Origin of the sequence: Micromonospora sp. NPDC049257 (assembly GCF_040678915.1) — a bacterium.
GTDB lineage: Bacteria > Actinomycetota > Actinomycetes > Mycobacteriales > Micromonosporaceae > Micromonospora > Micromonospora antibiotica.
Genome location: NZ_JBFAQU010000001.1, coordinates 447,834 through 471,903 on the forward strand (window position 1 = coordinate 447,834; position 24,070 = coordinate 471,903).

Consider the following 24,070-nt stretch of genomic DNA (forward strand, 5'->3'; position numbering starts at 1 on the left):
AATCCGGCTGACGACCCGACGAGTCGGCAGGAGGCCGGGATGAGCACGATCACGCGTCACCTCAGTGGCAGTCACGAGATGGTCCGCGCATACACCCGACGGGTGGAGGTGCCGATGCTGGGCGAGGTGGCGGTGCCCCCGCCCGACAAGATCGCCTACTACGCCGGGTTGGGGGTGCTCGCCGCGCTCCAGGTCATCGAGTGGCCGCTCGCCCTGGTGATCACCGCCGGTCACCTGCTCGCCGACCAGCACCTGTCGGGACTGGCCAAGGGGCTCGGGGAGGCCCTGGAGTCGGCGTGACGAGACCTGGCTCACCCTTGACCTGAACCAGGGTGCAGGTCGCAGGCTGGGTCCATGCCTGACGTACCGCCCCGGGCCGGGGTCCTTCGGTGACCGCCACCCTCGCCCCGGCGGCCCGCCTCTACGATCCCCGGCTGCGGGCCATGACGGTGGGCAGCGTCGCCCTGGTGTCCCTGCTCGCCTTCGAGGCGTTGGCGGTGGGCACCGCGATGCCCACGGTGGCCCGCGCGCTGGACGGGCTGGGCCTCTACGCGCTCGCCTTCGGCGGTTCGTTCGCCGCCGGGGTGCTGGCCATGGTGCTCTCCGGCATCTGGTGCGACGTCCGGGGACCACGCGCCCCGATGTGGGGCGGGGTGGGACTGTTCGTCGTCGGGTTACTCGTCGCCGGGAGCGCCGACGCGATGGGCACCCTGGTGGTCGGTCGGGCGGTGCAGGGCTTCGGGTCCGGGCTGCTCTCCGTCGCGCTGTACGTGGTGGTCGGGCAGGCGTACCCGGAGCAGCTGCGGCGGCGGGTCTTCGCGGCGTTCGCGGCGGCGTGGGTCATCCCTTCGCTGGTCGGGCCGGCGGTGGCCGGGTTGATCGTGGAACACCTGGGCTGGCGGTGGGTCTTCCTCGCGGTGCCGGTGGTGGCGTTGCCGGCGGTGCTGCTGGTCGAGTCGGGACTGCGCACGCTCGCCCGGCCGACGCCGGCCGGGCCACCGGCGGGCGCGGCGGCCCGGATCGGCTGGGCGGCCGGGGCGGGGGTGAGCGCCGCGCTGCTGCACCACGGGGGGCAGCAGCGCGGCGTGCCCGCCGTGATCCTGGTGGTGGTGGCCCTCACCGGCCTGGGGGTCTGCGCGCCCCGGCTGCTCCCGGCGGGGTTCCTGCGGGCCGCCCGGGGCCTGCCCACGGTGGTGGGGCTGCGCGGGTTGGCGGCGGCGGCGTTCGCCGGTGCGGAGGTGGTCATCCCGCTGATGCTGTCCCGGCAGCGGGGTTTCTCGCCGACCGCCGCCGGCCTGGTGCTGACCGTCGGCGCGCTGTCCTGGTCGGTGGGTTCCTGGCTCCAGGGGCGGCTGCCGCCGCCGCGCTCCTCGGCGACCCTGCCCCGGCTCGGCCTGGCCTGCGTGGCGGCGGGCACGGCCACGGTCACCCTGGCCGTGTGGCCGGCCGTGCCGGTGGCGGTCGGGGTGGCCGGGTGGGCGGTGGCGGGCCTGGGGATGGGTCTGGCGTACCCGTCGCTGTCGGTGTTGACCCTGGCCCTGTCGGCCCCCGACGAGCAGGGGCGCAACAGTTCGTCGTTGCAACTGGCCGACTCGCTGTTCACCGCCACGGTGCTGGCGTTGACCGGTGCGGTGCTCGCCGCCGGGACGACGCCCGGCCCGGCCGGCTACGCGGGGACGCTCGCCGTGGCGGTGGGCTGTGCCCTGCTCGGCGCGGTGCTCGCCGGCCGGGTGGTGCCGGGCCGGGTGCGGGCCGCCTGATCCCTCGAATCCCGCCTGGTCGACCGGGGTGACCGGGAGGATGGTGGGCGATGAACTTCCTGACGATCCTGCCGATGGCCGTGGTGATGGTGGCCGGTACGCAGTTGGTGGCGGCGGTCTTCCTCGCCTCCGGCGACCGGCCCCGCCGGGCGTCGCTGGGGTTCCTGGCCGGCGCGGCGATCGTGGTGGTTGCCGGGACGACCCTCGCCTGGCTGGTCTTCCGGGTCGTCAAGGGCGCAGCCGGCGGTGGTGGGGGTGGCCGCCGCCAGGTCGAGACGGTCATCGACTGGGTGGTGCTGGGGCTGCTGGTGGTGTTGGCGGTGGTGGTGTTCGTCCGGCGGCACTCCTCCGGCGAGCCGACGTGGATGGGTCACCTCCAGCACGCCGGATTCGGTTACGCGCTCCGGCTGGGCCTCCTGCTCTTCGTGGTGATGCCCTCCGACGACCTGACGATGGTGACGGTGGGGGCGACCGCCGCCCGGCACGGCCTGCCGTGGTGGCACCTGGTGCCGTTCATGCTGCTGACCCTGCTGTTGCTCGCCCTGCCGCTGCTGGCGTTGCTGCTGCTCGGTGCCCGGGCGGACCGGGTGCTGCCCCGGATGCGCGACTGGGCGGCCCAGCACTCGTGGATCATCAGCGAGGCGGTGGTGGTGTTCTTCCTCGCGTTGACCGTGGTCGACCTGCTCACCTGAGGGCCGGGACGCGCCGGGCCGGTCGGGGCGGTGTCACGTTCCGGGTGGTCGGTCCGTCAGCTGGTCGGCCGTCGGGTGCTCTTCCCGTCGGGTCGGTTCGTCGGTGGTCGTGGAGGGGGACGGGATGCGGGTGCTGGTGACGGGTGCCGGCGGGACGTTGGGGCGGGCGGTGCTGCCCCGGTTGCGTAGCGACGGCTTCACGGTACGGGCGACGAGCCGGCGGCCCCGGCACGATCCGACGACGGACTGGGTGGTCGCCGACCTGGCCACCGGGGCCGGGTTGGCCGAGGCGGTCGCCGGGGTGGACGCGGTGCTGCACCTGGCGTCCCGGCCGGGTGGCGGCGCCCCGACCCACCGGGTGGACGTGCTGGGCACCCGCCGGTTGGCCCTGGCCGCCGGTCACGCGGGCGTGGCCCATCTGCTGTACGTCTCGATCGTCGGCGTGGATCGGGTGCCGATCCCGTACTACCGGCAGAAGCTGGCGGCGGAGCAGGTGGTGGCGGCCGGGCCGGTGCCGTGGACGGTGCTGCGGGCCACCCAGTTCCCGGTGTTCCTGGACCGGCTGTTGCGGGCGGCGAGCCGGCTCGGGCCGGTGCTGGGGGATCCGGCGGTGCTGGCCCAGCCGGTCGACCAGCACGAGGTGGCCGCCCGGCTCGCGGAGCTGCTCGCCACCGGCCCGCTCGCCGGTGTGCAGGAGTACGGCGGCCCACAGGTCCTCCGCTTCGACGACGCGGTACGGGCCTGGCGGGTGGCCCGGGGGTCCCGTCGTCCGCTGCTGCCGGTGCGCCTGCCGGGGCGGCTGGGTCGGGAGTTGCGGGCGGGTGGGCTGACCACGAGCGCCGTCCCGACCGGCCGTCGGACCTGGGCCGATCACCTGGCCGACACGTACGGGCGACCCGACCGAAGATGAGCCGGACACGGGTTCACGTCCTGCCTACCGTGACGCCATGCTGGTCTTCGTCGTCACGGTGCTGCTCTACGTCTTCGGTCTGGTCTTCCTGTACGGGGTGATCCGCCTCGCCGTGCGGCACGGCATGGAGGATCTGGAGGCCCGCCGGCCACAGGCGCTGCGGGCCGGTCGGTCGGCGACGGCCGACGACCGGGCGTTCCTGCGGGAGAACTCCTTCCTGGGCGGCAACTGACCCGTCGCGCCCTCCCGCCGGCTGCCGCGCGTCGTCGTCTCCCGCGCACTGTGGGCGTGGCCCGATGCGTGGCCTGGTGGGGCGGCCTGTGGGGTGGGGTGCGAGGATCGCTGCCGTGATGGGAACGTTGCAGACCGAGCCCGCCCGGACCCGACCCGACCTGCTGGCCACGCCGGTGGCCGCCGCCCTGGCGCAGTGGTCGGCGGACGCGCCCGTCGACGTCGACGACATCCTGGTCGCACCGATCGACGCCACGCTGGCCGACACGGCTGCCTTCTGCGCCGCGTACGAGGTGGGGCTGGACGTGTCGGCGAACTGTGTGGTGATCGCCGGCAAGCGGGAGGGCGAGATCCGGTACGCGGCCTGCGTGGTGCTCGCCACCACCCGGGCCGACGTCAACGGGGTGGTCCGTCGGACGTTGGACGTCCGCAAGGCGAGCTTCGCTCCGATGGCCGACGCGGTGGAGGCGACCGGGATGGAGTACGGCGGGATCACCCCGATCGGGCTGCCGGAGTCCTGGCCGATCCTGGTCGACGCCCGGGTGATCGCCGCCCCGCACGTGATCATCGGCTCCGGCGTACGGCACAGCAAGATCGCCCTACCCGGGCCGGCGCTCGGCGCACTGCCGGGCGCGCGGGTGGTGGAGGGCCTGGCCCGCCCGGCCTAGCCAATTATCGGCTTCGATGTTGTTGCACGTGAAACATCGCGTCGGTCGATGCCGTCCCCGCCGGGCCGCCGGGGTGGCGTTGCTGCGGCCGGACTGGTCGGCACCCTCGCCGGGCGGTCGGATGTCAGGCGGCCGACTCCCGCTGGGTGACCTCGGTCAGGGCGGCGAGCAGGGTCTCCGGCTCCTGCGCCCCGGTGACGGCGTACTTGCCGGCGAGCACGAAGGTCGGCACACTGCTCACCCCGAGCTGGTGGGCGGCGGCCAGGTCGGCGGCCACCTCGCGGCGACCCACGTTCGAGGCCAGGTGTTCGCGCGTCTCGGTCCCGTCCAGCCCGACCGAGACGGCCAGCGCGGCCAGCGCCTCGGGCGAGCCGACGTCGACCCCGTCGGTGAAGTGCGCCCCGTAGAGCGCCTCGACCACGTCACCCGCCCGGCCGTGCCCGTCGGCGAAGCGGACCAACCGGTGCGCGTCGAAGGTGTTGGCGCTCACCGCCCGGTCGAAGTTCAGCGTCAGCCCCACCCCGGCGGCCACCTGGGTCACCTGGCCGGCCATCTGCTCGGCCCGCTCCCGGCCGCCGAACTTCGCGGCCAGCGCGTCCAGCAGCGGCTGCGGCGCGGTCACCGGCGTCGGGTCGAGCTGGAACGGCCGGTACCGGACGGTCACCTCGCCGTCGTACGACGCCAGGGCCTGTTCGAAGCGGCGCTTGCCGATGTAGCACCAGGGGCAGACCACGTCGGCGTAGATCTCGATCTCCATGACCGGAGACAACCCGCAGCTCAGCCGGCTTGTTCCCGAACCTGCCGCTTGAGTCGGGCCAGGATCGCGGTGCCGCCGCGCACCCGCAACGGGCTGATCACCTGGGCCAGGCCCATCCGCTGGTAGAGGTCGTCCGGCACGTCCAGCACCTGCGTGGCGCTCGCCCCGGCCAGCCCCTCGGCGAGGATGCCGGCGAAGGCCCGGGTGGTGGGCGCCTCCGGTGGGCAGTCGAACAGGGTGGTGACCGTGCGGTCCGGGTTGACCTCGGCGCGTAGGAAGAACGCGGTCTGACACTCGGGGACCTGCTCCAGGTCGTCGCGGTCCACCCCGGCCGGCAGCGGCGGGATCACGTCGGCGTACTCCAGCAGCATCTCCAGCACCACGTCGCGGGGGGCGTCGGCGAACTCCCCGACGATCTCGGCCAGCCTCGTCGGCATCTCGGACATCCCGCCAGGCTACCGCCGCACCCGGCGCGGGTCTGCCACCAGACTCCCGCACCGACCGTCTGCGGGCCGGAGGAAGCCGGGACGAGGCGGGCGACCACACCGCTCGTGGGTCGCCCGCGCCGGGCGGGTCAGTTGTTCGGTGCGCCCTCGCTGATGTCGGCCAGCGCCGAGCTGGGGTCGAGCTGCATCGCCAAGTCGCCCAGGGAGACGATGCCGACGAGCTTGCGCTCGTTGTCGCAGACGAGGATCCGGCGGATGTTGCGCTCACGCATCAACGCCACCGCCTCACCGGCCGTGGCGTGCTGTTCGATCATCACCACCTCCCGGGTGATGATCGAACCGATCGAGGTGCTGGCCGGGTCGCTGCACTCGGCGACCGCCCGTACCACGATGTCCCGGTCGGTCAGCAGGCCCGCCAGCGTAGAGCCGTCGGTGACCACCACGTCCCCGATGTCGGCCTCCTTCATCACCCTGGCCGCCTCGTCCAGGGTGGTCTCCGCCGACAGATAGACCACCTGCTTCGTCATCACGTCACTGACCCGGTACATGAGAGCCCTCCGCACAACAAACACCCTTGGACGATCCAACTTCGATACCCCGTGGCGCGTCCGTTACACCCCGTTGCCGCGAACCCGACGCAGAAGCTGGTCGACCAGCCCGTCCCAGGCGACCTCCTCGTGCGCGCCGGTCGCCCCGCCGCTTCGCGGTGATCAAGAGGTTTGCGTCAGGATTCCGGGGCGGGGTGACGCAAACCTCTTGATCACCGGGGCGGGGGTGGGGTGGGGGCGGGGGCGGGGTGGGGGCGGGGTAATTGGGTGGACTTGGTGTTTCGGGGCGGTGAGCATCGGGGGCATGCGGCAGGAGGAGATCTGGGATTGCGAGGCCGCCCGGCGGTATGACACGCCGGGTGAGGGGATGTTCGCCCCGGAGGTGCTGGGGTCGACGGTGGACCGGTTGGCCGCGCTCGCCGGTGACGGGGCGGCGCTGGAGTTCGCGATCGGGACCGGTCGGGTCGCCGTACCGCTCGCCGCCCGGGGGGTGACGGTCACCGGCATCGAGCTGTCCGCCCCGATGATCGCGCAGCTCCGCACCAAGGTGGACGCGCAGGCCATCCCGGTGGTCGCCGGCGACATGGCGACCACCGTCGCCCCCGGCGAGTTCTCCCTCGTCTACCTCGTCTACAACACGATCGCCAACCTGCTCACCCAGGCCGAGCAGGTGGCCTGCTTCCGCAACGCCGCCCGGCACCTCGCCCCCGGTGGCCGGTTCGTCATCGAACTGTGGGTGCCCGAACTGCGCAAACTCCCACCCGGGCAGCAGGCCGTCGTCTGGCACTCCGAACCCGGCTACGTCGGCCTGGACACCTACGACGTGCTGGCGCAGCACGTGGTGTCCCACCATTTCCGGTTCGGCGACGGCCGGCAGGCGGAACTGTTCCGTACCCCGCACCGCTACGTCTGGCCCGCGGAGCTGGACCTGATGGGGCAGCTCGCCGGGTTCACCCTGGAGAGCCGGCACGCCGACTGGACCGGCGGCGAGTTCACCGCCGAGTCCCGCTCCCACGTCTCCGTCTACCGTCTGCCCTAGCCGAGCCTGCGTCTGCATCTGGTCCGCACCCCGTCGGGTCTGCCGATCACCTGGACCCTGACCACGCCGAAGGTCGCCGAGCGGCAGGTTCCGACCGCGGTCCTGGATCACGATCCGGGCCTGGTCGCTGACCGTCCGGGCCTGAGGGGTGGCTGCCCGGGTCGCGCAACGCCGGCCTTCGGCGGTGGGTACCGTGTCTCGACGTCGCCGCGCCCGCACCGACCGTGGCCGCGCTGCCCGCATCGGGCCGGGTCAGCGGTGTCGGGGGCAGGCCGGGTCAGCGGGTGCCGACGCCGTTGCCGGTGGCGGCGACGAACGACCGCCAGGCCCGGCGGTCGAAGGTGAGGACGGGACCGGTCGGGTCCTTACTGTCGCGCACCCCGACGACGCCGGGCAGGTCGTCGGCGACCTCGACGCACTCACCGTTGCCGCTGCGGGTGGACTTGCGCCAGGTGGCACCGGTCAGCTCCATGACGTCATCACTTCCTTCATCAGCAGTGCCGACTGGTTGTGGGGCAGGGCCTCGCTGCGGACGCTCTCCCACCGTGCAATCAGGATAGTCAGCTCACCGTCCTTGTCGATCGTGGTGCCACTGAGCTGGTTCTCCAGATGGCCCACCCAACCGCTGTCGTTGCCGAGCGCCAGCGTGAACGGGCCGGCGAGACCCACGTGGGTGCTGACCTCGGCGGGTATCACGTGGATGCTGACGTTCGGCTGGTCGACGCACTCCAGCAGGTGGGCGATCTGCTGCACCATCAGGCCCCGGAAGCTCTCGTCCGCGCGCCGGAGCACCGCCTCCTCGACCACCGCGATCAGCTTCGGCGGCTGCGGACGACTGAGCACGCCCTGTCGGTCCAGCCGGACCGCGAGCCGCCGCTCCACCTCGTCGTCGCTGAGCATGTCGTCGGCCCGGATCACCGCACGGGCGTAGTTCTCCGTCTGCAACAGACCTGGGACGAGCGTCGGGTGGTAACACCAGAGCTGCTGTGCCTGGCGTTCGGCCTCCAGCCAGGGCCGGAACCAGTTCGGCTGCGAGTAGCGCTCGGCCAGCCTGAGCAGTGAGGTGAGCAGCCCGCCGGTCGTCAGGACCTCGTCCGCCCGCCTGAGGAACAGCCGGTCGAACGGCCGTTGGCCCAGCTCGATGGCGGAGATCTGCGAGCCGGAGAAGTGGACCAGCTTGCCGAACTCCTCCTGGCTCAGCTCCGCGTGCAGCCGCAGCCTGCGCAGTTGTGCCCGGATCAGGTCGGCGGTCGGTTCACTTTCCACACGTCCTCCACGGTTGTCCCGGCCGCCTCCCCGGTCCGACCGGGCGGCCCTCCCCGTCGACCCGACCTCGCCCAGGCCGGCGTCGATGCCTTCCGAGAGTAGTGGTGTCATCACCAGAATGTCACCAGTGGGTCGCCTTCCGTCCGGCCCGCTGCGGGGCCGCCCGTGACCCCCCGTGCAGGGGCGGCCCCATCCCCACCACCATCAGGAGGTCGAGACCGGTGAACTCCCGCCCCTTTCCGGTGCCCCGCCTCGGCCCGTACGCCGACCGGCCCCGCTCCCACCCGCCGGGCGGCCGGCCGCACCTGCCGCTGCGACCGCTGTGGGTGTGCCGGGCCTGCGGCGGCCCGTGGCCGTGCGCCGAGGCCCGGCTGCTGCTCCGCATCGAGTACGACGCACAGCCCGTAGACCTGGCCGTCTATCTGTCCGGGCTCTATCACGAGGCGAGCCACGACCTGTTCCGGCTGAACCCGCAGGACGGGCCGACACCGCGTGACCTGTTCGAGCGCTTCGTCGCCTGGGCCCCCTACCGCCGGCGACCGGCCACCCCGCCCCCGCCGGGCTGAGCGGTCCGGGGTGGACCGGGTGGCGGCCTGGGCGGGCTGCGGTCGATGACCTGCGCCACGTTGGGGCGGTGGGCGGCGGCAGGCGAAGGCCGGCCGGTGACAGACTGGTCGCCGCAGTCAACGAAAGCATGAGGGGGCGGCGTGCGCTGGCGGAGCTTCGTGGCGGTCGGGGACAGCTTCACCGAGGGCATGGACGACGCCTACCCGGACGGCACCTACCGGGGCTGGGCGGACCTGGTGGCGACCCGACTGGCCGCCGAGGCCGGGCCGGACTTCGGCTACGCGAACCTGGCCATCCGGGGCCGGCTCTTCCCGAGTGTCGTCGCCGAGCAGGTGCCCGCCGCGCTCGCCATGAAACCCGACCTGGTCAGCTTCGCGGCCGGCGGCAACGACGTGCTGCGCCGCACCTTCGACCCGGACGCGTTGGCGACCCGGTTCGACACGGTGGTGGGCCGGCTGCGGTCAGGTGGCGCCGACGTGATCCTCTTCCGGTTCGCCGACGTGCTCGCCCGGCTGCCCGGCCAGCGCCTCGTCTCACCCCGGATCGCGCTGGTCAACCGGCTCATCGGCGAGATCGCCGAGCGGCACGGCGCGATCCTGATCGACCTGTTCGCCGACGACACGTTCCGGCTCAACCCGACCCTCTGGAGCCCCGACCGGCTGCACCTGTCCGCCGCCGGGCACCGGCGGGTCGCCGGCCAGGTGCTGACCACGCTCGGGGTGGGCTGCGACGAGGAGTGGCTGATGGTGCCGGAACGCCCGGCCGCGACCCCATGGCTCGCCGCCCGCGCCGCCGACCTGAGCTGGGTCGGCCGGCACCTGGCCCCGTGGGTCACCCGTCGGCTCACCGGCCGGTCCTCCGGCGACACGGTCACCGCGAAGCGCCCGGTCCTCGGCCCGCTGGCCGACTGATCGTGCGCACCCTGCACACCGCCCCCCTGCTGCGCCTCACCCACGACGACGAGCCACCACCGGGCCGCCCGGTGCCGGGTGACGACGATGCGCCGTCGGACCGGGCGACATCGGGCGACGACCCGCCGTCGGGCCGGTCGGTGCCCGTCTCCGGCGGGCCGCCTGACCAGCCGGTGCCGGGTGACGGTGGGTTGCTGTCGGGCTGGGCGGTGCTGGTCGACGGTGCCCGGATCGAGGCGATCGGGCCGGTGGAGGAGCTGACGCAGGCGTACCCGATGGTGCGGATGCGGCGGTGGCCCGGGACCCTCGGGCCGGCGCTGGTGCACGACGGGCCGCTGCCACCGGCGGCCAGCCCGCGCGAGCGGGTGCACGCGCTGCTGCAATCGGGCGTCGGCGCGCTGCTCGCCGCGCACCTCACCGACCCGGCGGTACGCGCGGCGGCGGCCCGCAACGACGTCGCCGTCCTCGACGCGGTACGACCCCCCGCTCTCGCTGTCGGCGGCCGGGCCGATCTGGCCGTCTTCGCCGACGACGGCCGCTGCCTCGCCACCGTCGTCGCCGGCCGCCTGGTCCACCGCCGCGCCTGACCCCGCCGACGTCCTTCCGGGCCCAACGGGCGGTCGACGCCCCGGTTTCCGGCGTAACTTGGGGCTCATGTCTGTGCCGAGTGATCCGCATCCCCGCCTCCAGTCGTATGCCGACCCGCAGCGGCTGGTCACCACCGAATGGTTGGCCGAGCACCTCGGCGACGAGGGTCTCGTCGTGGTCGAATCCGACGAGGACGTGCTGCTCTATGACACCGGTCACCTCCCTGGTGCCGTCAAGGTCGACTGGCACACCGAGCTGAACGACCAGGTCACCCGGGACTACCTGGACGCGGAGAGCTTCGCCGAGCTGTGCGCGGCCAAGGGCATCGGCCGGGGCGACACGATCGTCTTCTACGGCGACAACTTCAACTGGTGGGCCGCGTACGCGCTGTGGGTGTTCACCCTGTTCGGTCATGCCGACGTCCGGCTGCTCGACGGTGGCCGGCAGAAGTGGATCGCCGAGGGGCGCGAGCTGACCCGGGACAAGGTGGCCCGGCCGCGTGCCGACTATCCGGTGCCGCAGCGCAACGACGCGCCGGTCCGGGCGTACCGGGAGCAGGTGATGGCGCACGTGGCGGCGGGCCGGCCGCTGGTCGACGTCCGTTCGCCGGGCGAGTACACCGGCGAGATGCTGCACATGCCGGACTACCCGCAGGAGGGTGCGCTGCGCGGCGGGCACATCCCGGGTGCGGTGAGCAAGCCGTGGAAGTCCGCCGCGAACGACGACGGCACCTTCAAGTCGGCCGACGAGCTGCGGGCCATCTACACCGACCAGCTCGGGTTGAGCCCGGCCGACGACGTGGTGGCGTACTGCCGGATCGGTGAACGGTCCAGCCACACCTGGTTCGTCCTGCACCACCTGTTGGGCTTCCCGCAGGTGCGCAACTACGACGGCTCGTGGACCGAGTGGGGCAACCTGGTCCGGGCCCCCGTGGTCCGGGGCGACCAGCCCGGCGGCCTGGCCGGCTGACCAGCCCACCCGCCGGCTTCGGTCGCGCCGGCTTCGGCCGCAACGGGGTGGATGGTGCGGTATTCCGGTCCCGGGACACCGCGACATCCGCCCCGTTGCGTCACGCCCGTCGGCGGGCCGGGGGTCAGGTGGGGGCGCGGAGGTAGCGGTGGACGGTGGGGGCCAGCCAGGTGACCAGGTCGGCCGACGGCATGTCGACGACCGGGGGCAGGCGCAGCACGTACCGGGTCAGCGCCAGGCCGAGCATCTGGCTGGCGACCAGACCGGCCCGCCGGGGCGCCTGCGCCGGATCGGGTACGACGGCGGCCACCGCCGCGCCGAGCTGGTCGGTGAAGACCGCCCGCATCCGGTCGGCCGCACCCTGGTTGGTGGCGGCGGTACGCAGCAGCGCGACCAGCGTCCCGTCGCCCTCCCAGCGGTCGAGGAAGTGCCGGACCAGCACCTCACCGAGCTGGTCGGTGGGCTGGTCGGTGAGGTCCGGCAGCCGCAGGTCGAACTCGGCAGCCGCCGCGAACAACCCCTCCTTGCTGCCGTAGTAGCGCATCACCATGGACGGGTCGATCCTGGCGTCGGCGGCGATGGCCCGGATGGTGGCCCGCTCGTACCCGTCGGCGGCGAACCGCTGCCGGGCTGCGGTCAGGATCGCGGCCCGGGTGGCGTCCGATCGGCGGGCGGTCATGTCCCCGACTCTATGCCAACAGGCGTTGACCTCCGGGGCTCACCCGGCCTACCTTTTGCCAACAAGTGTTGGCAAACGTTCGTTGGCAACGGAGGTGGGAGATGCTGCCCGCGCAGACCGACGTCCTGGTGGTGGGAGCCGGCCCGACCGGACTGACCGTCGCGGCCACCCTCGCCCGACAGGGCGTCGAGGTGACCGTGGTCGACCGGGCGTCCGCGCCGCCGGTAACCTCCCGGGCCGCCGTCGTGCACGCGTACACGCTGGAGGTGTTGGACCGGATCGGCGTCACCGTGCCGCTGGTGGCCCGAGGGCTGCGGGCGGCGCGCTTCACCGTGCGGGACCGCGACCGGGTGCTGCTCACCCTCGGCTTCGGGGACCTGCCGTCGAGGTACCCGTACGCGCTGCTGGTCTCCCAGTCGGTGACCGAGGCGGTGCTCACCGACCGGCTGGCCGCCCTCGGCGGGCAGGTGCTCCGGCCGTACCAGCTCACCGGCCTGGACCACGACGGTGAGGGGGTGGTCGCCGGCTTCGCCGACGGGACGAGCGTGCGGGCCCGCTGGGTGGTCGGCGCGGACGGCATGCACAGCACCGTGCGTGAACTGGCCGGCATCGGCTTCGGTGGGCCGGCCGACGCGGGCGAGTCGTTCCTGCTCGCCGATGTCCGGGTGAGCAGCGTGCTCCCCCGCGACGAGGTCGCGCTCTTCCTCGCCCGGCCGGGTCCGCTGGTCTGGGCACCCCTGCCGGACGGCGTGGTCCGGCTGGTCGCCGCCGTCGCCGACGCGCCCCGCGACCCGGACGCCGCCCGACTCCAGGCGCTCCTCGACGAACGCGGCCCGACCCGGCGGCCGGACCGGCTGACCGACGTGCTCTGGAGTTCCCGGTTCCGCGTCCACCACCGGATCGCCGACCACTACCGGCGCGGCCGGGTGCTGCTCGCCGGCGACGCCGCGCACGTGCACAGCCCGGCCGGCGGGCAGGGGATGAACCTCGGCATCTGCGACGCGGTCGTCCTCGGTGCCGCCCTCGGCGACGTCCTCGCCGGCCACCCCGACACTGTGCTGGACGACTACGCCGCCACCCGTCGGCCGCTCGCCGAGGAGGTCGTCGGCTTCGCCGCCCGGCTGACCCGGCTCGCCACCCTGCCGCCCGCCGGCCGTCCGCTGCGGGACCTGGCGTTGCGCGCGGTGTCCGGGGTGCCGCCGGTGCGCCGCCGGATCGCGCTGCGGCTCGCCGGCCTCCAGCAGCGCGCGACGACCCTCCGGCAGAGGGACGAGCGGTGAGCCGGTCGGCGGTAGTTCGGCGGTAAACCCGACACGCGGTCGTCGGGCAGGGGAACCTGCTAGGGGAGCCCCGGTTACCTGGTGAGGAGAGGGCGTGCGTAGACCGCGACCCCGCCTGCTGGCGCTGTGCGCCCTGGCCGCCGTGCCACCGGCGATCGAGGCGGTGCTGCTGGTCCACTTCGGCTTCGTCGCTGCCGAAGGGCTGTCCTCCCAGGTCACCGCCGTCTGGCCGTACGACACCTACCACGACCTGCGCTGGCTGTACGTCTACCACGACTCGTGGGCCGAGTTCCTGGTCGGGCTGCTGCTGCTGGTCGGGTTCCGCGGACTGCTCACCACCGGGCTGGTCGCGCTCGCCTGGCCCCCCGAGGTGGACCGGCCCGGCCTGCGCTGGCTGCTCGGGCGCAACCTCGGGCTGTCCGCGGTGGTCACCGTGCTGGTCGCCCCGTGGGCGCTGATCTCGGTGGCGGCCTCGGTGGTCGCGCTCTCCTGGGTGCTGCTCGCCTCGCTGCTGCCGATGTTCCTGCTGGCACCGTTCCTGCAACGGGCCGCCGTGGTCGGGCCGTGGTGGCGCGGCCTGCCGTCGATCTCGCTGGTGGGCTGGTCACTGCTGAACTTCGTGGTGATCACCGTGGCCAGCGCGCTGTGCTGGAGCGTCCCCGGCTGGTGGACGGTGCCGGTCGCCCTGCTCGCCGGGGCGGCCAACGGGCTGCTCTGGGAACGCACCGTGCACGTCGCCGTGCTGGCCCCCCGGGTGCGCTGGGCCCGGGTGCCGGTCACTCCGATCGCCGTCGCGCTGGCCCTCGCCGTCCCGCTGGCGATCCCGTTGCTGGTGCAGGTCGTCCCGGCCGGGGTGACGGTCGAGCAGGTGGTGCTCGGGCAGCGGCTCCCGGCCGACGTACGGCACGCGGTGATCGTCCTCGCCGGCCACGGCTCCGCCTACGACGGGACCCCGCCCGTCGATGCGAACGTGGAACGGTTCTCCTACCGGGGGCTGGGCGGTGACGGCCGCCCGCTGCCGTACCGGCCGGTGGACACCAACCGGTCGCTGGAGAGCGGTGCCGTCCTGCTGGAGACGCAGGTGGACCGGTTGCACCGGCGTACCGGCCGCCCGGTGGCCCTGATCGGGGAGAGCGAGGGGGCGTTGCTGGGCCGCACCTATCTCGCGCAGCGCCCGCACGCGGCGGTGGACACGCTGGTCATGTTCAGCCCGTTGATCAACGCCGGTCGTGCGTACTACCCGCCCGCCGGGGCGGCCCACGGGTGGGGAGTGGCCACCGGCTCGCAGTTGCGTGCCCTGCTCGGGGCGGTAGCGCTGTTAGGGGTCGCCGAGGCCGGCCCGGACGATCCGTTCATCAGGTCCCTGTTGGACAACGCGCCCTTCTACCGTAACCAGCTGATGTGCCCGGTGCCGGGCGTGCGGATGCTGGCCTTCCTGCCGACCACCACGGCCACCGAGGCACCTCCGGGCGACTACACCGGTATCCCGGTGTTCCAGATGCCCGGGGTGCACGGCGGACTGCTGGGCCGGTCACTGGTCCAGGACCGTCTGATCCACTTCCTCGCCGGGGTGCCGGAGAGCCGGATGCGTGGGGAGTACCCGCTGCTCCAGCAGCTCGGTGCGGGCTGGCAGGCGCCCCCGCTGGCGATCCGGATCAACCCGGCCTGGAACGACGTCCGGCAGCCGGACCCGTCCTTCACCGGGAAGGTCTGTCAGCCGTCCTGACCCGCGCGTCGTCCCGGTTGCCGCGCCGGTGCCGGACGACCAGCCGGAGGGCGGCCAGGACCAGCCCCACCACGATCAACGCCTCGATCGGGTGGTACGGCGCGAACAGCAGGTGGACGACGACGACCGCCGCGCCGACCACCAGGGCCGCCGTCGTCCACGGGCGTCGACCGAACGCGGTGGCCAGACCGGTGGCCACCAGCAGCACCCCGCTCGCCACGTGCAGCCAGGCCCAGTTGGTGAGGTCGTAGAAGACCAGTCCGTCGGCGTGTAGCGAGACGTAGACGTCGCCACTGTCGACGTCGCCGATCCCGGACAGCACGTCGAAGAGGCCCGCGCCGACCAGCAGGCCACCGGCGAGCAGCAGCGACCGGTCCGGCTGTCGTGTCGTCACCGCGCCCTCCCTCCCCTCCCAGGCTAGGGCTGGCGGGGCACGCCGTCCGGCGATCACCGGCGCTGCCCGTCGACCGGCCACTGTCCGCCTGGTGAACCCGCGGGTAACCGAGGGGCCCCGGTGTCCGGCCTGAGGTCTACGCTTGCCAGGTGACTGTGGGGCAGCAGGCTAGAGGCAGCGCAGGCAGCGCGGGCCGGCGCCGGTCGAGGCGCGACGAGATCCTGGAGATCGCGGTCGGGCTCTTCGCCGCCCGTGGCTACCACGGGGTCTCCATGGACGACATCGGTGCGGCGGCCGGGGTGACCGGCCCGGCCCTCTACCACCACTTCGCCGGCAAGGAGGCGATGCTGGCCGCCGCGCTGATCCCGGTCAGCGAGGGGCTGCTCGACGGCGGCCGGGACCGGGCCGCCGGCCGTCCCGGCGACCCGCGCGGTGCGCTGGAGTCGCTGATCGACTTCCACGTCGACTTCGCGCTGGCCAACCCGGCCGTGATCGCCCTGCACCTGCACGAGCTGGACCGCCTCCCGGACGAGCCGCGCCGCCGCATCCGCAAGCTCCAACGGTTGTACGTGGAGGAGTGGGTGACCGTGCTGACCGCACTGCACCCCGGGCTGCCCGACGGTGAGGCGCGGGTGCTGGCACACGCCGCGTTCGGCCTGATGAACTCCACCCCGTTCCTTGGCGGTGAGGTGGACCGGCGGCGTCGGGCGGCGCTGCTGCGGGCCGCCGCGCTGGCCGCCCTGCTGGCCGAGACCGACTCCTGACCGGAGCACCCCTCTCCTGCCCGGGCCACCCCCGACACTCCTGCCCGGGTCGTGGCCGACGGCCCGATCGTGGTTTCCTGGCATCCGTCCGCACCCCTGGACGTCGAGCAACCGTCCCCACCCTGGACGCTGGAGGAAACATGATCGAGTCGCTGTTGGTCGCCAACCGGGGCGAGATCGCCCGCCGGATCATCCGTACCGCGAAGCGGCTCGGCATCCGTGCGATCGCGGTGCACTCGGAGGCCGACGCGGACCTGCCGTTCGTGGTCGAGGCCGACGAGGCGGTGTGCGTGGGACCGGCGAACCCGGCCCAGAGCTACCGCAACGTGGAGGCGATCCTCGCCGCCGCCGAGTCCACCGGCGCGCAGGCGGTCCACCCCGGTTACGGCTTCCTGTCGGAGAACGCCGACTTCGCCCGTACCGTGCAGGCCCGTGGGTTGATCTGGGTCGGGCCCGGCGCGGACGCGATCACCGCGATGGGTGACAAGATCAACGCGCGGAACCTGATGGCGGCGGCCGGGGTGCCGGTCGCGCCCGGCACCACCGAACCGGCCGCCGACCTGGCAGCGGCGGTCGCCGCCGGCACGGAGATCGGCTACCCGGTGATGGTCAAGGCCGCCGCCGGTGGTGGCGGGATGGGCATGCAGGTGGCCGCCGACGAGGCCGAGCTGCGCACCGGGTACGACAAGGTCCGCGCGTTCGCCGAGCGGATGTTCGGCGACGGCTCGGTGCTGATCGAACGCTACTTTCCCCGGGTGCGTCACGTCGAGGTGCAGATCCTCGGCCTGGCCGACGGCCGGGTGGTGGCACTCGGCGAGCGGGAATGCTCGGTGCAGCGGCGCAACCAGAAGCTGGTCGAGGAGTCCCCCTCCCCGGCGGTGTCACCGGAGCTGCGGGCCCGGTTCCTGGCCGCCGCCGTGCGGGCCGGCGAGGCGGTCGGCTACCGCAACGCGGGCACCGTCGAGTGCCTGCTCGACCCCGCCACGCAGGAGTTCTTCTTCCTGGAGATGAACACCCGGCTCCAGGTGGAGCACCCGGTGACCGAGCTGGTCTACGGCCTCGACCTGGTCGAGGAGCAGCTGCGGGTGGCGGCCGGCCTGGCGCCGACCTTCGACCCGGACGCGCTGGCCCCGCGCGGGCACGCGATCGAGCTGCGGATCAACGCGGAGGACCCGTTGCGTTTCCTGCCCGGCCCCGGCGTCATCGGCACCTGGGTGGAGCCGACCGGTGCGGGGGTACGCGTCGACTCCGGCTACGTCGCCGGCAACACGGTCACCCCGTTCTACGACAGCCTGCTGGCCAAGCTCGTCGTCAGCGGGGCGGACCGGGCCGAGGCGATCGAGCGGGCCCGGACGGCGGTGGCCGACTTCGCGCTGGCCGGCCCGAAGAACAACCTGCCCTTCTTCACCGAGCTGTTGACCAACGAGGAGTTCGTCTCCGGCGACTACGACACGGGCATCGTCGGCCGGATGCGCTGACCGGCGGCGGGCCTGACCTGTCCGGCCCGGTCAGGTCAGGCCCGCCGGATGCCGCCCGGCGGGTACGGCAGGGGCGTCGGCCGGTGCGTCGGGGTGCCGACGACGTCGAGGCGGGGCGTCACCGGGTCGATCCGGGGTGCGCGGTGCCGGCCGGCCGGGGCGTCGTTGGTCGGGGCCGGGCCGGCGGGGAAGTGCCCCGGGTTGCGGTCCTTGCGGGCCAGCCCGTCGAGCAGGGCCGCCTCCCGTCCCGGCGGGTCCGCCGGGTGGTTGCCCCGATCGGGCAGCCGGTGCGGGTGACCCTTCGGGGCGGTCCGGTTCGCGGCCTTGAGGGTGGCGCGGAGCAGGTCGTTCTCGGCTTCCCGGGCGGCCAGCGTGCGCCGCAGCACGGCGTTCTCCGAGCGGAGCTGGGCGATGATCCGGCCGGCGTCGCCCGTGACGGCCGCCCCGTCGGGGGTGGTCGCCTGGTGCCCGGGGCGGTACGGTTCGGTCCGGGCGTCGGTCGGTCGGCGATCCGTCGGCGGCTCACCCCGGGCCGCCTCGTAGAGCCGCTCGAAACGGCTCAGGGTGGCCGCCCGGTCGGCAGCCGGGACGGTGCACTCGACCACCATCACCACGGTCTGCCACGGCGGGCCCTTCGTCTCGGTGGTGAAGTGCCGGGACAGCCGCTTGCGCCAGGTGTCCCGGTCCCGGCCCGGCCGGTTCCGGCAGATCCGTTCGGCCAGCCTGCTCCAGGTGTCGACCGTCCCGATCTCCGGGGCCCGTTCGACCAGGTCACGGACCGCCAGGGCGTACTCGGCCACCGCCGGCGACCCGTACCGGGCCGTGTAGCCGGCGGCCAGGTGCTCGCGTGGGACGAGCCAGTGCCGCTGGTGCCGGCCCCGGGCCGGGGACGGCGTGCTGGTGTGGGTGGCCATGGGCGGACCTTTCGTGCGGGGCTGTCTGACGCGGGAAGGTATTCGTACCCTCCATCCGCAAATCGTGAGCGTCCCGGCCTGTGTCCGTGGTCAGTTTCTGGCCGGGTGGTTGTCCGGGTAGCACCGGACGCCGTCCGGGTTGGACGGTCCCGGTCCCGAGCCGGCGGTCGGTGTCCCGTAAACGTCGTCGTACGGTCCACTTTGGCCGCCCACCCCGGGACTGCCCGGCCAGAACGGCGTACGGGCGTGGCCCGGCCCGTCGTTGGGCCCGTCGTGCGACCGGCTCCGCCGTCACACGCTCGCCGACAGTCGGCCGGCACACGCACGGTGGAGCCGGACACGTCACCCGGCGGTGGAGACGCCATCGCCGGTCAGGTGGCCTGGGAGCGGAGAACATGGGAAGCGGAAGACTGACCGACGGCGCGCGCCCGCGCCCCGACCGTCGTCGGCTGGGCCGGAGCCTGCGGTCGATGTCACTGTTCGTCGAGGGCGCGGTGGCGATGGCCCTGGTCCTGGGCCGGGAGGACGCGGCGGCCTCGGCGGGCGCGGTCGCGGCGGTGTTGCGCAGCGCCGCCGAGGTGGTGGAGGGGTCGTCGGGCCGGTGATCTCGGCCCGACAGCCGGGGTGGCGTGGCGGCGGTGGGCGGCGTGGTGGTTCCCTGGAGGGACCACCGGTCGTCCGGCGTCGCCGGTCGTCGTTCCCACGAGGGGCGGCGGCCCGGGACGACCCCCCGGCGACCCGATGTCACAGCGAGGTGACCATGAGTCAGATGCCAGCGGCGGTGTCGATCCGGGAGGTCGGGCCGCGCGACGGGCTCCAGAACGAGGAGCCGATCCCCACCGGGGCCAAGGTGCGGCTGCTCGACGCGCTCTCCGGCACCGGGGTCCGCCGGATCGAGGCGGTGTCGTTCGTGCACCCCAGGGCGATCCCGCAGATGGCCGACGCCGACGAGGTGTGGCGGCAGGCCGGGAAGGTCGACGGGGTGCGCTACTCGGCGCTGGTGCCCAACACCCGGGGTGCCGAGCGGGCCCTGGCCGCCGGTTTCACCGAGATCGAGGTGGTGGTCTCGGCCAGCGACACGCACAACCGGCGCAACGTCAACCGCTCCACCGACGAGTCGCTCGACGACATCGCCGAGCTGATCGACCTGCTGCACGGGGCGGGCGCGCGGGCCGAGGTGATCGTGGCGACCAGCTTCGGCTGCCCGTACGAGGGGGACGTCGACCCGGGGCGGGTCGCCGGGATCGTCGAGCGGGTGGTCCGCGACGGCGCCGACCGGGTCGCGTTCGGCGACACCACCGGCATGGGTACGCCCCGACGGGTCCGGGAGTTGGTCACCGCCGTCCGCGACCGGGAGCCGGACGTGCCGGTGCTGCTGCACTTCCACAACACCCGGGGCACCGCGCTGGCGAACCTGCTGACCGCCCTGGAGCTGGGGATCACCGAGTTCGACGCCAGCGTCGGTGGCCTGGGCGGCTGCCCGTACGCGCCGGGGGCGAGCGGGAACCTGGCGACCGAGGAGGCGGTGCACATGCTGCACGACATGGGCGTCGACACCGGCATCGACCTGGACGCGCTGATCGGGGTCGCCGAGTTGGCCGAGGAACTGCTCGGCAAGCGGCTGCCGTCGGGGGTGCTGCGGGCCGGTCCGCGTACCCGGCTGACCGCCCGGCCCTGACCGGGTCGGCCGGGACGGATCGGCCCGACGACGCGGGAGGGGCCGGCGTGGTGCCGGCCCCTCCGTCGGGTCGCTTCGCGGGTCAGCCCACGCTGAGCAGGCCCGGCCAGCTGTCCTTGAAGACCTGGCTGCCGGTGCTGCTGCGGCGGTCGTTGGCGCTGAGGGTGCCGGCGAACAGGCTGCTGACCCGGTTCGCCTCGGTGGTGCTCGGGTACGGGTTGGTGCAGCTGGTGCCGGCGCTGCCGCCCGACATCAGGATCGAGCAGTTGCCGTTGTAGTTGTCGGGCAGGCCGAGGATGTGCCCGATCTCGTGGGTCATGATGCGCAGCGGGCTGTACTGGGCGGCCTGCTGGGTGTCGATGTAGACCCGCCCGTTGCCGAGGCTGGTGCGCTGGGCGTACGAGCCGCCGCCGGTGATCTGGTAGATCCGCAGGTTGGTGCCGCAGTTCGCGGTGAGCGTCAGGTTGGTGGTGGCGTTGTTCCAGATCGAGGCGGCCTGGTTGGCGATGCCCGCGTAGCTGGGCGCCTGGCTGGTGTTGTAGCAGATGGTCATCGCGGCGGAGGCGGGCGCGGGGTTGGCGACCGTGAGGCCGAGGGTCGCCGTCGCCGTCGCCAGGGCGGCGACGGCGAGGCGCTTGATGCGTGAGTTCATGACTCACTCCAATCCGGAGGGGGTGTCTGGAGCGTAGTCACATCGATAGTTGAGTATCAATATCCAGAGCGGAAGTCGGTCGGGTGGTCGGGCGGGGGCCGGATGCGCTAGCCTAACGATCGTTCAGGCTGGTCGGCGCGTCCACGACGCCGACGGCGCGTGTGGCGGTCGGGCGCGTCCACGGGGCGCGGGCGAGGGGGTCGGCGTGACGCTCGACGGTGCGGCACTGGAGCAGCTGCGCAAGCGCGCCCGCTCCGGCGGGGCCGACAAATACCATGCGGCGAACGCCGGCAAGGGCAAGCTCTTCGCCCGGGAGCGGGTCGCCATCCTGGTCGACGAGGGCTCGTTCGTCGAGGACGGCCTCTATGCCAACGCGCTGGCCGAGGGGCTGCCCGCCGACGGCGTGGTCACCGGCACCGCCACCATCGACGGCCGGCCGGTCTGCCTGATGGCCAACGACTCCACGGTCAAGGCCGGCAGCTGGGGCGCGCGCACCGTCGAGAAGATCATCCGGATCATCGAGCGGGCCTACTCGACAGGCGTGCCGATGGTCTACCTGGTCGACTCGGCCGGCGCCCGGATCACCGACCAGGTCGACCTCTTCCCCGGCCCCCGCGGCGCCGGCAAGATCTTCTGGAACCAGGTCCGCGCCTCCGGGGCGATCCCGCAGGTCTGCGCGTTGTTCGGGCCGAGCGCCGCCGGTGGGGCGTACATCCCGGCGTTCTGCGACGTGGTGGCCATGGTCGAGGGCAACGCCAGCATGTACCTCGGCTCCGACCGGATGGTCGAGATGGTCACCGGGGAGAAGACCACCCTGGAAGCGATGGGTGGGGCCCGGGTGCACTGCGCCGAGTCCGGCGTCGGGCACTTCCTGTGCAAGACCGAGGCCGACGCGCTCGACGTGGTGCGGGACTACCTGTCCTACCTGCCGTCGAACTGGCAGCAGCAACCGCCGGCCGCGCCGGCCGTCGCCGCGCCCGCCAAGGCCGACCTGGCCGCGCTGGTGCCGGCCAGCGAGCGGCAGGCGTTCGACATGCGTCGGTACGTCAAGGGCCTGCTCGACGACGGCTCGTTCTTCGAGATCCAGGCACTCTGGGCCAGGGAGCTGACCATCGGGTTCGGCCGGCTGAACGGCGAGGTCGTCGGCGTGGTCGGCAACAACTCGATGTTCAAGGGCGGGGTGCTCTTCGTCGACTCGGCCGACAAGGCGACCCGGTTCGTGCAGCTCTGCGACGCGTTCAACGTGCCGCTGCTGTTCCTGAGCGACGTGCCCGGGTTCATGGTCGGCAGCGTGGTGGAGAAGCAGGGCATCATCCGGCACGGGGCCAAGATGATCACCGCGATCTCCGAGGCGACCGTACCCAAGATCTGTGTGGTGGTGCGCAAGGCGTACGGCGCGGGCCTGTACGCGATGGCCGGCCCCGGCTTCGAGCCGGACGCGACGATCGCCCTGCCCACCGCGAAGATCGCGGTGATGGGTGCCGAGGCGGCCGTCAACGCCGTCTACGCCAACAAGATCGCCGCGATCCCCGACGAGGCCGAGCGGGCCGCGTTCGTCGCCGCCAGGCGGGCCGAGTACGAGCGGGACATCGACGTGGTACGGCTCGCCAGTGAGCTGGTGATCGACACGATCGTCGAACCGCACGAGCTGCGCGCCGAACTGGTCCGCCGGTTCACCGCCGCCCGCAGCAAGGACCGGCACTTCTCCCGCCGCCGGCACGGTGTCACCCCGGTCTGACCGACCGCCGCCGGTGACCCGCCTGACCGGTCGGCACCGGACCGCCGCCCGGTCACTGCCCGCCGGGCCACCGCCACCACCGTCGACCGGGACCGACCGGTCGTCCAGCCGATCCGCCGTCCCCGGCGTCACGAGCGTCCGGGGGAGGCAGCCGCACAGGAGGAACCGATGGACTTCCGGCTCAGCGAGGAGCACGAGGCGCTGCGGGAGAGCGTGCGGGACTTCGCCCGCGACGCCGTCGCCCCGGTGATCGCCGAACACTACGAGCGGCACACCTTCCCGTACGAGATCGTCCGGCAGATGGGCAAGATGGGGCTGTTCGGTCTGCCCTTCCCCGAGGAGCACGGCGGCATGGGCGGCGACTACTTCGCGCTCTGCCTGGCCCTGGAGGAGCTGGCCCGGGTCGACTCCAGCGTGGCGATCACCCTGGAGGCGGCGGTCTCCCTCGGCGCGATGCCGATCCACCGGTTCGGCACCGACGAACAGAAGGCCCGGTGGCTGCCGAAGCTGCTCAGCGGCGAGGCACTCGCGGGATTCGGGCTCACCGAGCCGGGCACCGGCTCGGACGCGGGCGGCACCCAGACGCGGGCCGTCCTGGACGGCGACGAGTGGGTGATCAACGGGTCGAAGGCGTTCATCACCAACTCGGGCACCGACATCACCGCCCTGGTCACCGTCACCGCGGTCACCGGCACCAACCCGGACGGCTCGAAGGAGCTGTCCACCATCATCGTGCCGTCGGGGACCCCCGGCTTCACCGTCGCACCCGGGTACTCGAAGGTGGGGTGGAACGCCTCGGACACCCACGAGCTGACCTTCGACGACTGCCGGGTGCCGGCCGGGAACCTGCTCGGCGCGCGGGGTCGGGGCTTCGCCCAGTTCCTGCGGATCCTCGACGAGGGGCGGATCGCCATCGCAGCCCTGGCCGTCGGCCTCGCCCAGGGCTGCGTCGACGAGTCGGTGAAGTACGCGAAGGAGCGCCAGGCGTTCGGCCAGCCGATCGGCAACTACCAGGCCATCCAGTTCAAGATCGCCGACATGGAGCTGAAGGCGCACACCGCCCGGCTGGCCTACTACGACGCCGCCGCGCGGATGCTCGCCGGTGAGCCGTTCAAGCGGCAGGCGGCGATCGCCAAGCTGCACGCCAGCACCGTCGCGGTGGACAACGCCCGGGAGGCCACCCAGATCCACGGCGGCTACGGCTTCATGAACGAGTACCCGGTGGCCCGGTTCTGGCGGGACTCCAAGATCCTGGAGATCGGGGAGGGCACCTCCGAGGTGCAGCGGATGATCATCGCCCGCGACCTGGGCATGTGACCGTACCGCCCGGGCGGGTGGGGCACCGCGCGGCGACAGCGGTTTGTCGGGTATCCGCAGCCCTTCGTCAGTAGGCCGACGAAGGGCTGCCCGGCGTC

At 73.2% G+C, this 24,070-nt stretch carries 28 protein-coding genes; 19 read left to right on the top strand and 9 right to left on the bottom strand.

What is annotated here, in order from left to right:
- Window positions 1–39 precede the first annotated feature (39 nt).
- From AB0K25_RS01920 to AB0K25_RS01945, 6 genes are all read left to right on the top strand, one after another.
- On the top strand, window positions 40–300 hold the full coding sequence (locus tag AB0K25_RS01920; RefSeq protein ID WP_091249246.1) for a hypothetical protein: 261 nt from the start codon (window positions 40–42) through the stop codon (window positions 298–300).
- 89 nt (window positions 301–389) lie between these two features.
- A complete protein-coding gene (locus tag AB0K25_RS01925; protein WP_357532702.1) occupies window positions 390–1,760 on the top strand; it encodes an MFS transporter in 1,371 nt (456 codons plus the stop codon).
- A 50-nt stretch (window positions 1,761–1,810) separates the two neighbouring features.
- Entirely contained in the window at window positions 1,811–2,452 is a 642-nt protein-coding gene (locus AB0K25_RS01930; RefSeq protein ID WP_357532704.1) for a GAP family protein, read from the top strand.
- A gap of 103 nt (window positions 2,453–2,555) precedes the next feature.
- The gene (locus AB0K25_RS01935) at window positions 2,556–3,362 is read left to right on the top strand and encodes an NAD(P)H-binding protein (RefSeq protein WP_357532706.1); all 807 of its coding nucleotides are present in this window, start codon (window positions 2,556–2,558) and stop codon (window positions 3,360–3,362) included.
- 37 nt (window positions 3,363–3,399) lie between these two features.
- Window positions 3,400–3,594 (top strand): hypothetical protein, encoded by a 195-nt coding sequence (locus tag AB0K25_RS01940; RefSeq protein ID WP_208565192.1) that lies wholly within the window; start codon window positions 3,400–3,402, stop codon window positions 3,592–3,594.
- Window positions 3,595–3,712: 118 nt separating this feature from the next.
- Window positions 3,713–4,261, top strand: a complete 549-nt coding sequence (locus tag AB0K25_RS01945; RefSeq protein WP_357016615.1) for a YbaK/EbsC family protein — start codon at window positions 3,713–3,715, stop codon at window positions 4,259–4,261.
- 124 nt (window positions 4,262–4,385) lie between these two features.
- Here the strand turns inward: AB0K25_RS01945 and AB0K25_RS01950 are convergent, their stop codons facing one another.
- The 3 genes from AB0K25_RS01950 to AB0K25_RS01960 form a co-directional block, all read right to left on the bottom strand.
- Window positions 4,386–5,018, bottom strand: a complete 633-nt coding sequence (locus AB0K25_RS01950; protein ID WP_357532708.1) for a DsbA family oxidoreductase — start codon at window positions 5,016–5,018, stop codon at window positions 4,386–4,388.
- A gap of 20 nt (window positions 5,019–5,038) precedes the next feature.
- Window positions 5,039–5,464, bottom strand: coding sequence for a SufE family protein (locus tag AB0K25_RS01955; RefSeq protein WP_219465416.1), 426 nt, complete (start codon window positions 5,462–5,464; stop codon window positions 5,039–5,041).
- Between the two features lie 128 nt (window positions 5,465–5,592).
- On the bottom strand, window positions 5,593–6,012 hold the full coding sequence (locus AB0K25_RS01960) for a CBS domain-containing protein (RefSeq protein ID WP_204958392.1): 420 nt from the start codon (window positions 6,010–6,012) through the stop codon (window positions 5,593–5,595).
- A gap of 304 nt (window positions 6,013–6,316) precedes the next feature.
- Between AB0K25_RS01960 and AB0K25_RS01965 the strand changes: the two genes are divergently transcribed.
- Entirely contained in the window at window positions 6,317–7,051 is a 735-nt protein-coding gene (locus AB0K25_RS01965; RefSeq protein ID WP_363817832.1) for a class I SAM-dependent methyltransferase, read from the top strand.
- A 277-nt stretch (window positions 7,052–7,328) separates the two neighbouring features.
- On the opposite strand, the gene AB0K25_RS01970 is transcribed toward AB0K25_RS01965, so the two are convergent.
- Together AB0K25_RS01970 and AB0K25_RS01975 are read right to left on the bottom strand one after the other, a co-directional pair.
- Window positions 7,329–7,523, bottom strand: coding sequence for a DUF397 domain-containing protein (locus tag AB0K25_RS01970; protein WP_219465418.1), 195 nt, complete (start codon window positions 7,521–7,523; stop codon window positions 7,329–7,331).
- Window positions 7,514–8,317, bottom strand: a complete 804-nt coding sequence (locus tag AB0K25_RS01975) for a helix-turn-helix transcriptional regulator (protein ID WP_219465419.1) — start codon at window positions 8,315–8,317, stop codon at window positions 7,514–7,516. Before AB0K25_RS01975 ends, AB0K25_RS01970 begins: the two co-directional genes overlap by 10 nt.
- A 221-nt stretch (window positions 8,318–8,538) precedes the next feature.
- Between AB0K25_RS01975 and AB0K25_RS01980 the strand changes: the two genes are divergently transcribed.
- The 4 genes from AB0K25_RS01980 to AB0K25_RS01995 all read left to right on the top strand — a co-directional run bounded on the left by AB0K25_RS01980 (window position 8,539) and on the right by AB0K25_RS01995 (window position 11,352).
- Window positions 8,539–8,883, top strand: coding sequence for a hypothetical protein (locus AB0K25_RS01980; protein WP_208565200.1), 345 nt, complete (start codon window positions 8,539–8,541; stop codon window positions 8,881–8,883).
- 141 nt (window positions 8,884–9,024) lie between these two features.
- On the top strand, window positions 9,025–9,795 hold the full coding sequence (locus AB0K25_RS01985) for an SGNH/GDSL hydrolase family protein (protein WP_219465420.1): 771 nt from the start codon (window positions 9,025–9,027) through the stop codon (window positions 9,793–9,795).
- Between the two features lie 2 nt (window positions 9,796–9,797).
- Entirely contained in the window at window positions 9,798–10,382 is a 585-nt protein-coding gene (locus tag AB0K25_RS01990) for a hypothetical protein (RefSeq protein WP_255597795.1), read from the top strand.
- Window positions 10,383–10,449: 67 nt separating this feature from the next.
- Window positions 10,450–11,352 (top strand): sulfurtransferase, encoded by a 903-nt coding sequence (locus AB0K25_RS01995; RefSeq protein ID WP_219465422.1) that lies wholly within the window; start codon window positions 10,450–10,452, stop codon window positions 11,350–11,352.
- Between the two features lie 124 nt (window positions 11,353–11,476).
- Here the strand turns inward: AB0K25_RS01995 and AB0K25_RS02000 are convergent, their stop codons facing one another.
- The gene (locus tag AB0K25_RS02000) at window positions 11,477–12,031 is read right to left on the bottom strand and encodes a TetR family transcriptional regulator (RefSeq protein WP_219465423.1); all 555 of its coding nucleotides are present in this window, start codon (window positions 12,029–12,031) and stop codon (window positions 11,477–11,479) included.
- A gap of 101 nt (window positions 12,032–12,132) precedes the next feature.
- Between AB0K25_RS02000 and AB0K25_RS02005 the strand changes: the two genes are divergently transcribed.
- The gene (locus tag AB0K25_RS02005; protein ID WP_363817839.1) at window positions 12,133–13,311 is read left to right on the top strand and encodes an FAD-dependent oxidoreductase; all 1,179 of its coding nucleotides are present in this window, start codon (window positions 12,133–12,135) and stop codon (window positions 13,309–13,311) included.
- Window positions 13,312–13,405: 94 nt separating this feature from the next.
- Window positions 13,406–15,037 (top strand): hypothetical protein, encoded by a 1,632-nt coding sequence (locus AB0K25_RS02010; protein WP_219465425.1) that lies wholly within the window; start codon window positions 13,406–13,408, stop codon window positions 15,035–15,037.
- On the opposite strand, the gene AB0K25_RS02015 is transcribed toward AB0K25_RS02010, so the two are convergent.
- Window positions 15,009–15,431 carry a hypothetical protein gene (locus AB0K25_RS02015; protein WP_219465426.1) on the bottom strand — a complete coding sequence of 141 codons (423 nt, stop codon included), beginning with the start codon at window positions 15,429–15,431 and terminating at the stop codon, window positions 15,009–15,011. The two genes, AB0K25_RS02010 and AB0K25_RS02015, sit on opposite strands and share 29 nt — an antisense overlap.
- A 149-nt stretch (window positions 15,432–15,580) precedes the next feature.
- On the opposite strand from AB0K25_RS02015, the gene AB0K25_RS02020 reads away from it, so the two are divergent.
- Both AB0K25_RS02020 and AB0K25_RS02025 read left to right on the top strand, forming a co-directional pair.
- Complete coding sequence (locus AB0K25_RS02020) at window positions 15,581–16,195, top strand: TetR/AcrR family transcriptional regulator (RefSeq protein WP_208565207.1); 615 nt, start codon at window positions 15,581–15,583, stop codon at window positions 16,193–16,195.
- Window positions 16,196–16,335: 140 nt separating this feature from the next.
- Entirely contained in the window at window positions 16,336–17,673 is a 1,338-nt protein-coding gene (locus tag AB0K25_RS02025) for a biotin carboxylase N-terminal domain-containing protein (RefSeq protein ID WP_219465427.1), read from the top strand.
- 35 nt (window positions 17,674–17,708) lie between these two features.
- Here the strand turns inward: AB0K25_RS02025 and AB0K25_RS02030 are convergent, their stop codons facing one another.
- Complete coding sequence (locus tag AB0K25_RS02030; protein ID WP_357532722.1) at window positions 17,709–18,587, bottom strand: hypothetical protein; 879 nt, start codon at window positions 18,585–18,587, stop codon at window positions 17,709–17,711.
- Window positions 18,588–19,057: 470 nt separating this feature from the next.
- Here AB0K25_RS02030 and AB0K25_RS02035 point away from each other — a divergent pair, with 470 nt between their 5' ends.
- Window positions 19,058–19,192 (top strand): hypothetical protein, encoded by a 135-nt coding sequence (locus AB0K25_RS02035; RefSeq protein ID WP_255597796.1) that lies wholly within the window; start codon window positions 19,058–19,060, stop codon window positions 19,190–19,192.
- 164 nt (window positions 19,193–19,356) lie between these two features.
- A complete protein-coding gene (locus tag AB0K25_RS02040; RefSeq protein ID WP_219470496.1) occupies window positions 19,357–20,265 on the top strand; it encodes a hydroxymethylglutaryl-CoA lyase in 909 nt (302 codons plus the stop codon).
- 82 nt (window positions 20,266–20,347) lie between these two features.
- Here AB0K25_RS02040 and AB0K25_RS02045 read toward each other — a convergent pair whose 3' ends face one another.
- On the bottom strand, window positions 20,348–20,917 hold the full coding sequence (locus AB0K25_RS02045; protein WP_219465429.1) for a snapalysin family zinc-dependent metalloprotease: 570 nt from the start codon (window positions 20,915–20,917) through the stop codon (window positions 20,348–20,350).
- A gap of 205 nt (window positions 20,918–21,122) precedes the next feature.
- Here AB0K25_RS02045 and AB0K25_RS02050 point away from each other — a divergent pair, with 205 nt between their 5' ends.
- Entirely contained in the window at window positions 21,123–22,655 is a 1,533-nt protein-coding gene (locus AB0K25_RS02050; protein ID WP_219465431.1) for an acyl-CoA carboxylase subunit beta, read from the top strand.
- A 168-nt stretch (window positions 22,656–22,823) separates the two neighbouring features.
- Complete coding sequence (locus AB0K25_RS02055; RefSeq protein ID WP_357532725.1) at window positions 22,824–23,972, top strand: acyl-CoA dehydrogenase family protein; 1,149 nt, start codon at window positions 22,824–22,826, stop codon at window positions 23,970–23,972.
- The last annotated feature ends 98 nt before the right edge of the window (window positions 23,973–24,070 follow it).

Bases quoted from the DNA above. Each gene is read 5' to 3' on its own strand.
- AB0K25_RS01950 (WP_357532708.1), bottom strand. From the start codon at position 5,018: ATGGAGATCGAGATCTACGCCGACGTGGTCTGCCCCTGGTGCTACATC.
- AB0K25_RS01965 (WP_363817832.1), top strand. From the start codon at position 6,317: ATGCGGCAGGAGGAGATCTGGGATTGCGAGGCCGCCCGGCGGTATGAC.
- AB0K25_RS01940 (WP_208565192.1), top strand. From the start codon at position 3,400: ATGCTGGTCTTCGTCGTCACGGTGCTGCTCTACGTCTTCGGTCTGGTC.
- AB0K25_RS02000 (WP_219465423.1), bottom strand. From the start codon at position 12,031: ATGACCGCCCGCCGATCGGACGCCACCCGGGCCGCGATCCTGACCGCA.
- AB0K25_RS02035 (WP_255597796.1), top strand. From the start codon at position 19,058: ATGTCACTGTTCGTCGAGGGCGCGGTGGCGATGGCCCTGGTCCTGGGC.
- AB0K25_RS01945 (WP_357016615.1), top strand. From the start codon at position 3,713: ATGGGAACGTTGCAGACCGAGCCCGCCCGGACCCGACCCGACCTGCTG.
- AB0K25_RS01955 (WP_219465416.1), bottom strand. From the start codon at position 5,464: ATGTCCGAGATGCCGACGAGGCTGGCCGAGATCGTCGGGGAGTTCGCC.
- AB0K25_RS01920 (WP_091249246.1), top strand. From the start codon at position 40: ATGAGCACGATCACGCGTCACCTCAGTGGCAGTCACGAGATGGTCCGC.
- AB0K25_RS02045 (WP_219465429.1), bottom strand. From the start codon at position 20,917: ATGAACTCACGCATCAAGCGCCTCGCCGTCGCCGCCCTGGCGACGGCG.
- AB0K25_RS02055 (WP_357532725.1), top strand. From the start codon at position 22,824: ATGGACTTCCGGCTCAGCGAGGAGCACGAGGCGCTGCGGGAGAGCGTG.
- AB0K25_RS01960 (WP_204958392.1), bottom strand. From the start codon at position 6,012: ATGTACCGGGTCAGTGACGTGATGACGAAGCAGGTGGTCTATCTGTCG.
- AB0K25_RS02040 (WP_219470496.1), top strand. From the start codon at position 19,357: ATGCCAGCGGCGGTGTCGATCCGGGAGGTCGGGCCGCGCGACGGGCTC.
- AB0K25_RS01930 (WP_357532704.1), top strand. From the start codon at position 1,811: ATGAACTTCCTGACGATCCTGCCGATGGCCGTGGTGATGGTGGCCGGT.
- AB0K25_RS02005 (WP_363817839.1), top strand. From the start codon at position 12,133: ATGCTGCCCGCGCAGACCGACGTCCTGGTGGTGGGAGCCGGCCCGACC.
- AB0K25_RS01970 (WP_219465418.1), bottom strand. From the start codon at position 7,523: ATGGAGCTGACCGGTGCCACCTGGCGCAAGTCCACCCGCAGCGGCAAC.
- AB0K25_RS02025 (WP_219465427.1), top strand. From the start codon at position 16,336: ATGATCGAGTCGCTGTTGGTCGCCAACCGGGGCGAGATCGCCCGCCGG.
- AB0K25_RS02030 (WP_357532722.1), bottom strand. From the start codon at position 18,587: ATGGCCACCCACACCAGCACGCCGTCCCCGGCCCGGGGCCGGCACCAG.
- AB0K25_RS01995 (WP_219465422.1), top strand. From the start codon at position 10,450: ATGTCTGTGCCGAGTGATCCGCATCCCCGCCTCCAGTCGTATGCCGAC.